Source organism: Xanthomonas sp. NCPPB 1754 (assembly GCF_041475725.2).
GTDB lineage: Bacteria > Pseudomonadota > Gammaproteobacteria > Xanthomonadales > Xanthomonadaceae > Xanthomonas > Xanthomonas euvesicatoria.
This window is the reverse complement of record NZ_CM192982.1, coordinates 3503513-3515884: the sequence shown is the minus strand read 5'-3', so window position 1 is coordinate 3515884 and position 12372 is coordinate 3503513. Positions and strand designations below refer to the sequence as shown.

At 64.6% G+C, this 12372-nt stretch carries 7 protein-coding genes; 1 reads left to right on the top strand and 6 read right to left on the bottom strand.

Features of this window, described 5'->3' with window-relative positions; genetic code table 11:
- Positions 1-6 precede the first annotated feature (6 nt).
- From ACCQ15_RS15345 to ACCQ15_RS15330, 4 genes are all read right to left on the bottom strand, one after another.
- Positions 7-2457: a family 20 glycosylhydrolase gene (locus tag ACCQ15_RS15345; protein WP_031423703.1), complete on the bottom strand. Its 2451-nt coding sequence runs from the start codon at positions 2455-2457 to the stop codon at positions 7-9.
- 257 nt (positions 2458-2714) lie between these two features.
- Positions 2715-3782 carry a glycosyl hydrolase family 18 protein gene (locus ACCQ15_RS15340; protein WP_017155577.1) on the bottom strand — a complete coding sequence of 356 codons (1068 nt, stop codon included), beginning with the start codon at positions 3780-3782 and terminating at the stop codon, positions 2715-2717.
- A 3-nt stretch (positions 3783-3785) separates the two neighbouring features.
- The gene (locus ACCQ15_RS15335; protein WP_372380742.1) at positions 3786-5471 is read right to left on the bottom strand and encodes an alpha-L-fucosidase; all 1686 of its coding nucleotides are present in this window, start codon (positions 5469-5471) and stop codon (positions 3786-3788) included.
- Between the two features lie 208 nt (positions 5472-5679).
- Positions 5680-8352, bottom strand: coding sequence for a TonB-dependent receptor (locus ACCQ15_RS15330; RefSeq protein WP_014090757.1), 2673 nt, complete (start codon positions 8350-8352; stop codon positions 5680-5682).
- A gap of 720 nt (positions 8353-9072) precedes the next feature.
- Between ACCQ15_RS15330 and ACCQ15_RS15325 the strand changes: the two genes are divergently transcribed.
- Positions 9073-10071 (top strand): glucokinase family protein, encoded by a 999-nt coding sequence (locus tag ACCQ15_RS15325; RefSeq protein ID WP_372381569.1) that lies wholly within the window; start codon positions 9073-9075, stop codon positions 10069-10071.
- 142 nt (positions 10072-10213) lie between these two features.
- Here ACCQ15_RS15325 and ACCQ15_RS15320 read toward each other — a convergent pair whose 3' ends face one another.
- Both ACCQ15_RS15320 and bioA read right to left on the bottom strand, forming a co-directional pair.
- On the bottom strand, positions 10214-10948 hold the full coding sequence (locus tag ACCQ15_RS15320; RefSeq protein WP_008572062.1) for a 16S rRNA (uracil(1498)-N(3))-methyltransferase: 735 nt from the start codon (positions 10946-10948) through the stop codon (positions 10214-10216).
- The gene (gene bioA, locus ACCQ15_RS15315; protein ID WP_122272480.1) at positions 10939-12357 is read right to left on the bottom strand and encodes an adenosylmethionine--8-amino-7-oxononanoate transaminase; all 1419 of its coding nucleotides are present in this window, start codon (positions 12355-12357) and stop codon (positions 10939-10941) included. The genes ACCQ15_RS15320 and bioA overlap by 10 nt, the downstream gene beginning before the upstream one ends.
- Between the last annotated feature and the right edge of the window lie 15 nt (positions 12358-12372).

Sequence of the window (12372 nt, the reverse complement as noted above, 5' to 3'; positions counted from 1 at the left end):
GGTGGCTCAGCGCGTGGCGGCGGGGGGCGCCTGCGCAGTGGTTTCAATCAGTTGGACGGCGCCGATGGCATACAGGGGGCCGCGGATCGGCGCGGTGAAGCGCAGGCAGAGATCGTGGATGCCGGTGCGTGCAGGCAGTGCGGTTTCCAGGGTGAATTGTTCGCCCAGGGTGTCGCTGCGCGGCAGCTGCACGCTGGCGATCAGATCGCCGTCGCAGCCCAGACGCACTTCCAGCTCACCGCCGCGGGTTTTGGCCGGGTATTGCACGACCTTGGATTGCTCGTGCGCCAGGCCGAAATTGTTGGGCAGGCGTGCGGCGTCGATGCGGATTGCGCCGATACCGTCCAGCCGTGCCTGCGGATACAGGCGGCAGGCATGGAACAGGTCGACGTTGTACACCGGCGTGTCGGCGCCGGTCATCTCCGGCAGCAGCGGCAGCCGCAAGCCGAGCGCGCCGGTTTCGACGCAGTGCTGCAGTCCCTGCGTATCCACCCGCAACAAACTGGCGCGATCGAAGGTACGGCTGCGCGTGGCCGCCAGCGGCGTGCCGTTCGCATCGAACGCCGTGGCCTTGACCGTGGTCGGCAATCGAATCGTCAACGGCGCGCTGTAGCGCGGCGATGCCGGCGTGGGCTCGCTGCCGTCGATGGTGTAGTGCAGCGTGCCCGCGCCGGCTTGCGTGCTCAGTGTCACCTTGGCCGGCCCGCCGGCGAGCACCGGATTGGGTCCGCCTTCCAGCGCGATATCGGCAGCGAAGGCGCCGTCGCTGTAATCGATGCCCAGCGCCTTGTAGCGCTGCAGCTGCGCCGGCATGCGGGCCAGAAAGCTGTTCCAGTTGCGCGCTGCCGGCGGCGACCAGGTCACTTCCGCTATTGCAGATAACCGCGGGAACAAGGCGTGATCCACATGCCACTGCGAGGGGATGTATTCGGACCACAACGCGCCTTGTGCGCCCAGTACATGCCTGGCCTGTTCGGCGCTGAGCTCGGCCGGTACCGGGTCGAATGCGTAGACCTTCGACAGCGGCAACACCGTGAGGCGACCGTTCGGTTCGTCACTGCGCGTGGTCTGCAGGTTGTCCAGATACAGCCAGTCGCCCGGCGCCAGCACCACATCATGGCCTTGCTGTGCTGCAATCACCGCGCCTTCGATGCCGCGCCACGACATCACCGACGCACTGGCCGGCACGCCGCCTTCCAGAATTTCATCCCAGCCGATCATGCGCCGGCCGTGCTGGGTGAGGTAGGCCGCCAGCTGTTCGTTGAACCAGCCCTGCATCGCATGCGCGTCCTTGACCCCGAGCTTGCGCATCTGCGCGCGCACCGCCGGCGAGGCTTCCCATTGATCCTTCACCGCCTCATCGCCACCGATGTGGATGTAGGTCGATGGGAACAAGGTCAGCACTTCGTCCAGCACGTTGGTGATGAAGGTCAGGCTACGTTCGCTGGTGTTGAACAGGTACGGGTTGACGCCCCAGTCCACGCCCACCTGCGTGCGTGCGCCGGGTACGCCCACTTCTTCGGGGTAGGCGGCAACGGCTGCCTGTGCATGGCCGGGCATGTCCAGTTCCGGCAGCACGGTGATATGCAGGCGCGCCGCATAGGCGACGATCTCGCTGATCTGTTCCTGGGTGTAGAAGCCGCCATAACGCTGCGGCGTGCCGTGCTGGCCGGCGCCGGGCGGTGTGCGCCATGCGCCTACCTCGGTGAGCTTGGGATAGCGCTTGATCTCGATGCGCCAGCCCTGGTCATCGGTGAGATGCCAATGCAGCACGTTGAGCTTGTGCAGGGCCATCGTATCGAGCACATGCTTGACCGTGTCCACATCATGGAAATGCCGGGCCACATCCAGGTGCTGGCCGCGCCAGCTGAAACGCGGCCAGTCGCGAATCGTCACCGCCGGCAGCCGGACCTCGCCCTTGCGTGCATCCGGTGTCATCAATTGCCAGGCGCTGATTGCGCCGTACAACAAGCCGGCGCCATCGCGCGCGGCGATGCGCACGCCCCTGGCGTCGGCCTCCAGGCTGTAGCCTTCCTTGTGCGCTACCGGCGCCTGCGCGCTGCGCTCCAGGCGGATGCTGCCCGGCGATGCGCTGGTTTCGGCGCGCACTTCCAACCGCAGCCCGCGTGTGCGTTGCAGCAAATCGGCCAGATGTTCGGCACTGCGGCGTGCATCGGCATCGCCGGGTACGATCGAGATCACCGTGCCGGCGCCCACCGTGAAGCTGCCGCTACCGCGTTTGACCTCGACTGCTGCGGGAATCAGTGGCAACGGGGTACCCGCAGTGTCTGCGGTTGCGGCAGCAGGTGCGCCCGCGGTGGCAGCGGCCGGCGAGGTGCCTGGCGCACGTTGACCGCAGCCGGCCAGCGACACTGCTGCGAACGCAAGCGCAAGCAGGCGCGAGGAGAACGGCGCGACGGCTGTCAGGCGTGCGGTGGGTGCGGAGTTCGACGTCATGCAATCACATCCCGGTATGGCGGCGGTACACGGCAGCCACGCACAGTAGCAAAGCCGTGTCGGAAGACGCAGTGACTGGCGCACGCTTGGTCCCGCTGCGCAGCGTGGGCACCGCGTGGTCATGCGATCACGTCAGGGGCGTCGGTCGCTGCAAAACGGGCGCGGGCAACGCTGGAATCGGAATGCAGCCACGCAGTCCGATTCCTTGCACCAGCCGCGCCCGCCTAATCACTGTGCCATCGTAGCGTCGGCTGCGCTTAGCGCTGCGCGGTCGGTAGCTCGTCCCAGACCTTCGGGTCTTCGGCGCCCAGCACCCAGCAGCTGAAGCCTTCCAGGCCGTATTGCTTGGTCAGCTCGTAACGTGCCTTGAAGCTGCGCGCGTCCGGGCGGAACACCCACTCGCGCATGTCGTCGCGATAGAAGTAGAACCACGATTCCTGCTCGACCGGATCCCACTGCACGGTGGCGTTCTGTTCCTGCGCCAGCGGGAACGACTCGTCTGCATCGATATACGTTGCAGAAATGTTCGATGCCTCGGTGCCGTCTTCCTTCACCGGGTTGCCGGTGTACCAGCGGTAGCCGTAGGTGGCGATGCCCAGCGACAGCTTGTCCTTCGGCACCTGGGTGATGGCGTAATCCAGGTGCTTCTTCATCCACACCATGCCATCGACCGGGCCCGGCGTGGTCCAGCGCGTGTGCTGGTCGTAGGTCATCAGGCTGACCAGATCCACCGCCTGGCCCAGCGCCTTGAGGTCGTACGCACCGCGCCAGTATTCCCACATCCACTTGGAGAACTGGCCGCCTTCGGCATAACCCGGTGCATTCGGCACCACGGCGACCGACATCTTGAAACCGGCCTTGTGCAGCGCATCTGCGGTCTGCTTGACCATCAGCGTGTAGGCGTCGCGGTCGGTCCAGGCGATGTTTTCGAAATCGAACTGGAAGCCGTAGTACTTGTGCTGCTTGCCGTGGATGAGCAGCGATTCGATCATGCGCTTCTTGGCGGCTTCGTCATGCATCAGCTTGTGGAAGCCTTCGCGACCGGTCGTCATCGACAGGATCGGCATCACCCGCAGCTTGTGCTGCTTGGCGATGTCGTACAGGTACATGTTGGGGGTGCCGTTGACCAGGCCGTTCTGGTCCACGCCGTACCAGGTGGGCACCACCACATCGATCTTGTCGACGTTGGCAATGAACGAGTTGGTCGATTTCTGCGTGTTCATCAGATAGAACAACGCCGTGGGGTTTTTGGCCAAGGCCGGGGCGCAGGCAAATGCCAGCGCGAGCAACATCCAGGTCAATCGCTTGCTCATGAAAGACAACATCCGTCAGGGAGTGGGGGAGGAGAGGTCGATGCGGAAGACGTAGGCACTCTCGCCAACCGGCTTGACCGGCAGGCGCAGATGCAGGCCGTCGGCCCGTTGTTCGAACGGGATCTTCTTGCCGTTTGCCAGCAAGGTCACCGCGCGCACGCCGTCGGCGGCCTTGAGCGAGCGGATCACCGCCTCGCCATTGCTGGGCCAGCCGAGTTCGATCGCATACAGCGCGCCATCGCGCGTGGTGAAGCGGAAATCCTCGGCCGTGTACGGCTTGGTCTTGATGTCCTGGAAAGTGCCGCCCACCACTTCGGTGGGGCCTTCGCCATACACGCGCCACGGCTTGCTGTCGTAGATCGCGCCGCCGTTGGTCTTGAGCCACTTGCCGATCGCCAGCAGGATGCCGCGCTCGGTCTCCGGAATCGAACCATCGGCGCGCGGGCCGATGTTGAGCATCAGGTTGCCGTTTTTGGCCACCACGTCGGCCAGCATGTGGATGATGAAGGTGGGCGACTTGTAGGTGTCGTTTTCGATATAGCCCCACGAGGCGTTGCTTACCGAGGTATCGGTCTGCCAATGCGTGGGGTGGATGCCGGTGAGCTGGCCGCGCTCGATATCCAGCGTGCCTGCACCTTCGGGGAAGGCGCCCAGCTTGTAGTTCACCACCACGCCGCGGTCTGCTTCGGTACGCGCCGCGCCCTGATTGTAGTAATACGCCAGCATCGTCGGCAGGCTGCGGCGGAAGGTGGGGTGGGCGATCCACCAATCGAAATAGATCAGGTCCGGTTGATAGGTGTCGATCAACTCGGTGGTGCGCGCCAGCCAATCGTCCAGCCAGGCCTGCGAGACCGGTGTCCAGTCGTTGGCCACATCGGCATCGTCCTTGCCCGGCAGGCGCACCTGCGCCGGACCATACAGCGCGGCGTAACGCGGATCGTTGACGTCCGAATCGAAGGTGCGCCCGCCATCGAAGAACCAGTTGTGTTCGGCACGGTGCGATGACAGCCCGAAATGCAGCCCTTGTGCGCGGATGGCCTTGGACAACTCGCCCAGCAGGTCGCGCTTGGGCCCCATCTTCATTGCGGTCCAGTCGGACAACTTGGAGTCGTACAGCGCAAAACCGTCGTGGTGCTCGGCCACCGGCACTACATAGCGCGCGCCGGATTGCCGGAACAGCTTGGCCCAGCCATTCGGGTCGAACTTGGGCGCGGTGAACTTGGGAATCAGATCCTTGTAGCCGGAACTCGCCTGCGGCCCGTAGGTCGCCACGTGATGGGCAAATTCCTTGGAGCCTTGCAGATACATGTTGCGCGAATACCACTCGCTGCCGAACGCCGGCACCGAGAACACGCCCCAGTGGATGAAGATGCCGAACTTGGCGTTGTCGTACCACGACGGCGATTGATAGGCCTTCAGTGCGGCCCAGTCGGGACGGAACGGGCCCTTGCGTGCGCCGGCTTCGGCTTCGCGCACCAGACGCTCGCGTTCGGGCGCATAGGCAGCGGTGGCATCGAGCCACTGCTGGTCGATCGCCTCGGGGCTGAGCGTAGTGGCGGTAGGGGCGGTGGGCGATTGCGCCGCGTTGACGTGCAGCGCGGGCAGCGCGAGCAACAGAGCGAACGCGAGCATTCGGCTCCTGGGTGCAGCTCCGGCGTGGCGGCGGGATGGAGCCGCGAACTGGCGGCTATCGGTCGTCATGGGAACTGCACTCCTGTAAGCGAAACGCGTCGGTCATGCTGCGGCCGCGCGTAGATGGCGAAAGCGGGCCTGGCCACGCCCCCTCGGCGGCGAAGGGGCGTGGCCAGTACCACTCCTTGTTGCGACATCGACCTGCCGCTGCGGACAGCGACAGGTCCAAAAAAAAAAGCGCGCCACCGTGGAGGGTCGGTGGCGCGCCGGGACTACATCAGAACTTGAAGTTCAGCTGGGCCTGGTAGCCGCGGCCGTTCTTGTAGAACGCTGTCGGGGTGTCCCTGGTTCCGCTGTACAAGCGGTAGGTGGAATCCAGCAGGTTGGTGGCGCCGAAGGTGAGGCCCATGTAGTCGGTGATCTGATACGAGGCGGTCAAATCCAGCTGCTTGTAGCTGTCTGCGAAGTCTTCCGAGCCCAGGCGTCCGATCTGGGTGAAGTACTTCGAGCGGTAGCTGTAGTTCACACGTACCGTCCAGTCGCCGTGTTCCCAATACGGGATCACGTTGTAGGTGTCGCGCGACAGGTAGGGCAGGTTCAAGCCGGTGCTCGCATCGGATTTGGCAAACGTGTAGTTCGCCTGCAATCCGAAGCCGAGGCCGAACGCCTGCTGATAGTTGATCGATGCGCCCTTGACCTTTGCATCGGAAACGTTGACCGGCGTGGTCACCTGGTAGACGCCCGCCACCGCCGGCGGCGCCGGATTGAGCTGCTGGCTGACCGTGGTATTGACGATGTAGGAGCTGATATCGCGATAGAAGACTTCACCGGACAACATGCTGGACGGCGCGAAATACCATTCGGCAGCCAGATCGTAGTTGGTGGATTCGTACGGTTTCAGATCCGGGTTGCCACCGTTGGCGGTCAGGTTGCCGTTGCCGCTGTTGATGGTGAACGAACCGGCCAGATCGGCATAACGCGGACGTGCGATGACCTTGGCAGCCGAGAAGCGCAGCACGGTGTCGTCGGTGACGTCATAGGCGATGTTGAAGCTCGGCAGCGCCTTGCGGTAGTCGTTGGTTTCGGCAACACGGCTGAAGGTGGTGCCACCGTCCTGGCTCTGCCAGTACTCGGACTTGTCGGTGGTGTCGACCAGGCGCACGCCAACGTTACCGCGCCACTTGCCGGTCTCGTAGTTCAACTGCGTGTAGAAGTTCTGCGTGATTTCCTTCACGTCGAACGAGGAACCGAAGTCGGTACGGTACGGTCCCTGCGGCTGCGACAGCAGATAGTTGCGGACCGAGCTCAGGCTGGCGGTTGGCCAGGTGGTCAGATCGCCACTTGCACCCAAACCGTCATACAGACCGCTCGGGGTGGTGCCCGGGTTGAACTGGGTCAGCGACACCGGATCGGTGGTGTTGATGCGGTTGCCGCGTGCGTCTACACCATTGTTATGGTTGATGTACTTGTAGCCGAACAGCAGTTTGGTGAACGGGCCAACCGCCAGGTCACGTGCTGCATCCCACTGGAAATATTTCTCTTCATCCTTGCTCTTCTGATAGAAGATGCCGCCAGCCTGCGTGGCGCTGGCATCCTGCGAACCCGGAGCAAGGCCTGCCGGCGAGCCGGGCAGCGTCCAGTTCGATGCACCGCCATTGGCGTAATTGACTGCGGTGTGCGAACCGTCGAAGTCGTAGTTATAGCCGCCATCGGTCATCAGGAACTTCATCAGGTATTCGGGGTTCTTGCCGCCCGTTGCCTGGGTGTCGCCAACCTGGGTGGTGAACACCCACTTTTCACCCGACCAGTCGTGACGCAGGTTCAGGCTCTTGGTCGTGACGGTGCTCTCGCGATAGTTTGCATCGAGCTGCGCGTATGGCTGATCGTTGACGCCACCGCGGGTGTTGTCCGATACCGTGGCCGAGGAGACCACGCCGTTCTCGACGTTGGCGCTGGTGATCTTCTGGATGTCGTTGTTACAGGCCGGGCAGACGTAACGCGATTCGCTGAAGTTGTTGTACTTGCCCTTGATGTACAGACCGGTCAGGTTGAACTCGTTCTGCTCGTCAGGCTTCCACTGCAACGCACCTTGCACGCCGCTGCGTTCGCGGGTCTGCTGGAAGAATGCGCTGTTGATACCGGCCGGCACGCGCGCGGTGGCCACATCGCTGCCGTCGCCGGTGATGGTGGCGGTCGGCGGAATGTTGGCACCGGTGGTGTAGCCGAAGTATTCGATACCGGCGCGCGCCAGGTCCTGCTTGTCGTGCGTGGCGGAGATCAACGCGCCGAAGGTTTCGTCGTCGTTCTTCCAGCTCCACAGCGCCGAACCGCGCGGATTGCCCTCTTCGGAGCGGTCGTTGTAGTTGTAGCCGACCGAGCCGCGGATGGTGTTCTTGGGCAGGTCCAGCGGCTTGCGGGTGTGCACGATCACCGTGCCGCCGATCGAGCCTTCGTCGATGCGCGCTTCAGGGGTCTTGTAGACCTCCATCAGGCCGATGATTTCCGGCGACAGCAGCGTGTAGTTGAAGGTACGGCCGCTGGTATCGGTCGGGTTGCCGCCCCAGTCGCCCGAGGCGATGGTCTGGCCATTGAGCAGCACGCGGTTCAAGGCCGGGTCGGTGCCGTTGATGCTGACCTTTTCGCCTTCGCCGAACTGGCGGTCGACGCTGATACCCGGGAGATGCGACAGCGATTCGGCCGCATTGACGTCCGGGAACTTGCCGATGTCTTCGGCGCTGATCGCATCGACGATGGAGTTGGCCGAGCGCTTGACCGCCTGGCTCTTCTCCAGCGACGCGCGGTAGCCGGTGACGGTGATGGTATCCAGCTCGGTGGTGGCCGATGGCGTGCTGGCCGGGGCTTGTTGTTCTTGTCCGGCAGCCATTGCAGAGCCGGAGCAGTACAGAGCGGCGGTGATACAGAGTGCTAACGTCGTGGTGCGGCTGTGCATGGCTAAACCTCATTGGTTAGTGCTGTAAGCGTGCTGCCCTGCAATAGGACGCAACGCGCTCGGCGTGGCCGGCAAAACAACACGCCCTGACCGATCGCGATGATTGCGCTGGCACGCTTGTTTCGAAGCAGGGTGCAGGCGATTCGCGCGGTGAAGGAGGTGTCCCCCGTGTGGTGAAGCGGTGGAGCTAAACGCACATCAGCGAGCGGGAACGTCGGGCGACGCACGACTCGCGAATCTGGAATGCCAGGCGAGGGAATGCCCGTTCTTCAGTACCGAACAGTCCATGGCCCCTCCTGCCAGAACTCCGATTTGAATCGAGTCTCGCGTAGCCCTGACAGCGTTGTCAACACGTCGTCACAGATCTCTGATGTGGCTGCGATTGCGCTGCAATGCAGCATTTTCAGGCGAAAGCCGACTTTGCCTCGCAGCAGTTTGCGCAATACGCTTTGCGAGCGCGACTGCTACCATCGGCGCGTACGATCGAAAATGTCGCAGCTGCCCCGGTTCGCCCTGGGGTTGTGCAGGAATCGCCGTTGCGCCTGCGTATTTTTGGCGAATGACGCGCGCCGTCCCGTCCGGGACGCGTCGCGGTTGCCACGGTTGCGTTACAGGGCGATTGCTGACAACGTTGTCTACCCGTTGGCCGTTCGTCGGACAACGCGCGACGACGCCAGCCGCCGCCACTGATCAGGAGAATGCGTGAGCGCAAGCAGTCCAATGGAAGCGGTGGCCTTTCCGCGCCACGAAACCTTCGTTGCCGCCGATGTGGGCGGGACGCACGTGCGCCTGGCGCTGGTGTGCGAAAGCGATGACGCAGGCAAGCCGGTCACGGTGCTGGACTACCGCAAGTACCGCTGCGCCGAGTATCCGGGCCTGGCCGACATCATGACCACGTTCTTCGCGGAACTGGGATGTGCACCAGTCCGCCGGGGCGTGATCGCCAGCGCCGGCTACGCGCTGGAAGACGGCAGCGTGATCACCACCAATCTGCCCTGGGTGCTGGCACCCGAGCAGATCCGCCGCCAGCTCGGCATGCAGGCCCTGCATGTGGTCAATGATTTCGAAGCGGTCGCCTACGCGGCCAATTACATGATCGGCAACCAGGTCATGCAGTTGTCTGGCCCGGCGCAAGGTGCCGCGGGCCCGGCCTTGGTGCTTGGTCCGGGCACGGGCCTGGGCGCGGCGCTGTGGATCCCCAACGGTGCCCATCCGGTGGTGCTGCCCACCGAAGCCGGCCACGCGGCACTGGCGCCGGCCAGCGATCTGGAAATGGCGTTGCTGCAGGAACTGCGGCGCACGCGCACTCACGTGGCTACCGAAACGCTGTTGTCCGGCCCGGGCCTGTTGAATCTGTACACCGCGCTGGCCGCCTTGCGCGGCGACAGCGTGTTGCATGCCACCCCGGCCGACATCACCGCGGCCGCAATGGCCGGCAACGATGGATTGGCGCACGACGCGCTGCAGGCGTTTTGCGGATTTATGGGCAGCGTGGTCGGCGACCTGATGTTGCTGTATGGCGTGCGCAGTGGCGTCTATCTGGCCGGCGGTTTCCTGCCGCAAATCGCCAGCTTCATCGCCGAGAGCGATTTTGTCGCGCGCCTGCTCGACAAGGGCGCCTTGCGTCCTGCGTTGGAGCAGGTGCCGGTGAGCATCGTCGAGCACGGCCAGCTCGGCGTCATTGGTGCTGCCAGCTGGTTCCTGCAGCACGGCCGCTGAGCGCTCGCACATCGGCAGGTGCAGCAATCCGGCTGCACCAGATCAATCACCTCCGCATCCCGTAGGAGCGCACCCGGGCGCGATGAGGCGTTACCGATAAACGTCCTGTCGCGCACCGGTGCGCTCCTACAAGGTCCCGGCGCTATAAGTCCCCGAACCGCGACTGCAGCGCCGCAATCGCCGCCAGTCCCGCCGTTTCGGTGCGCAGGATGCGTGGCCCCAGCTGCAGGCCGCTGAAGCCCGCCTCGGCAAGTAGCGCGCGATCGCGCGGCGACCAGCCGCCTTCCGGCCCGATCGCCACGACGACGTGTTGCTGGATGCTCGATGCCAACGTGCCCAGGCGATGCTCGCCCTGTGGGTCCAGCGTCAGCCGGAGCGCATGCGCGTCGCTAGCCTGCGCCGCGTCCTGCAGACCCTGCGGCACGGCCACGCTGGGAAGACGTGCGCGCCCGGATTGCTCGCAGGCCGACACCACCACGCTGCGCCAGTGCGCCACGCGTTTTTCGGTGCGCGCCGCATCGAGCTTGACCTCGGTGCGCTCGGCGATCACCGGTACGATCGCCGCAACGCCCAGCTCGGTGGCCTTCTGCAGGATCAGATCCATCTTCTCCCCGCGCGCGATGCCTTGCATCAAGGTGATGCGCAGCGGCGATTCGTTGGAGAGCGGCTCGGCGCGTTCCACCAGCGCACGTGCGTCGCGCTTGCCCGCCACGGTGATGCGTGCGTGGTAGTCGCTGCCGTCGCCGTTGAACAGGATGCAGGCATCGCCCTCGCGCAGCCGCAGTACCCGCAGCAGGTGATTGGCCGACTCTTCCGGCAACGTCACTTCCTGGTCGCAGTGCAGCGGCAGCGCGACATGCGAACGGGTCAGGCGCATGCGACCGCCTCGGTGATGGCATGGCCGGTGGTGTCGGCCAACAACGCAAGCTGCGCCTCGTCCACGCAATACGGCGGCATCCAGTACAGCACGTCGCCGAGCGGGCGCAGCACCACGCCTTTCTCGAGCGCCGCGCGATACGCCTTCAGGCCGACGCGCGCGGCGGACGCAAACGGCGTGCGCTTGTCGCCGCCCTGGGTCAGCTCGAACGCCACGATCATGCCGGCCTGGCGCACGTCCGCCACGGCCGGGTGTGCGCCGATCTGCGCAGCGAGCTCGCGCATGCGCGCGGCGATGGGTCGGTTGCGCGCAATCACGTCGTCGTCTGCGAAGATCTTCAAGGTCGCCAACGCCGCCGCACATGCCAGCGGGTTGCCGGTGTAGCTGTGCGAATGCAGAAACGCACGCTCGCGCGAATCGTCCAGGAACGCGTCGTACAACTGCTGCGTGGCCAGCACCGCCGACAGCGGCAGGAAGCCGCCGGTCAGCCCCTTCGACAGGCACAACAGGTCGGGCATCACGCCGGCCTGTTCGCAGGCGAACAGGGTGCCGGTACGGCCGAAGCCGGTGGCGATCTCGTCGGCGATCAAGAATGCGCCATGGGCATCGCACAATTCGCGTGCGCGGCGCAGATACGCCGGGTGGTACATGCGCATCCCGCCCGCGCATTGCACGCGCGGCTCCAGAATCAGCGCACAGATTTCGCCGGGCGAGCGTTCGAACAGTGCTTGCAACGCATCGGCTGCCTGCAGCGCATAGTCTTCGGCGCTTTGCCCCGGTTCGGCCAGGTAGGCATCGGGCGAGGGCGTGAACATTGCCTCCAGCAACAGCGGCGCATACACGCGCCGGTACAGCGGAATATCGCCCACCGATAGCGCGCCGATGGTTTCGCCGTGGTAGCCATTCTCCAGTGCAATGAACCGCGTCCGCCGGTGGTCGCCGCGATTGTGGAAGTAATGAAAGGCCATCTTCAGCGCCACCTCCACGCCCGCCGATCCGTTGTCGGCGTAGAACACCTTGGACAACGGCGCGCGCCCGGCCTGGCGTGGCGCGATCGCCAGCAACTGCTCGGCCAGTTGCACGGCCGGCGTATGCGTGAAGCCGGCCAGCATCACCTGTTCCAGTTCGCCGGCCTGGCGCGCGATGGCCGCGCCGATGCGCGGTTCGGTATGACCGAACAGGTTGGTCCACCAGCTGCTCACCGCGTCCAGATAGCGGCGGCCGTCATGGCCGACCAGCCATGCGCCTTCGCCACGCGCGATCGGCACCAGCGGCAGCGTGTGCGGGTGCTCACGCATCTGCGTGCAGGGGTGCCACACCACGCCGAGATCGCGTTGTCGCCAATGTTCGGCAGTTTGTGCGGCTGCAGGGTCTGCTAGGATTTCGGGTTCATGGACATGTCGATGCATCCGCCTATTCTATCG

What these genes read in the sequence shown, in the direction of transcription:
- ACCQ15_RS15345 (WP_031423703.1), bottom strand. Translation starts at nt 2,457, where the DNA reads ATGACGTCGAACTCCGCACCCACCGCACGCCTGACAGCCGTCGCGCCG.
- ACCQ15_RS15340 (WP_017155577.1), bottom strand. Translation starts at nt 3,782, where the DNA reads ATGTTGTCTTTCATGAGCAAGCGATTGACCTGGATGTTGCTCGCGCTG.
- ACCQ15_RS15335 (WP_372380742.1), bottom strand. Translation starts at nt 5,471, where the DNA reads ATGACGACCGATAGCCGCCAGTTCGCGGCTCCATCCCGCCGCCACGCC.
- ACCQ15_RS15330 (WP_014090757.1), bottom strand. Translation starts at nt 8,352, where the DNA reads ATGCACAGCCGCACCACGACGTTAGCACTCTGTATCACCGCCGCTCTG.
- ACCQ15_RS15325 (WP_372381569.1), top strand. Translation starts at nt 9,073, where the DNA reads ATGGAAGCGGTGGCCTTTCCGCGCCACGAAACCTTCGTTGCCGCCGAT.
- ACCQ15_RS15320 (WP_008572062.1), bottom strand. Translation starts at nt 10,948, where the DNA reads ATGCGCCTGACCCGTTCGCATGTCGCGCTGCCGCTGCACTGCGACCAG.
- bioA (WP_122272480.1), bottom strand. Translation starts at nt 12,357, where the DNA reads ATGCATCGACATGTCCATGAACCCGAAATCCTAGCAGACCCTGCAGCC.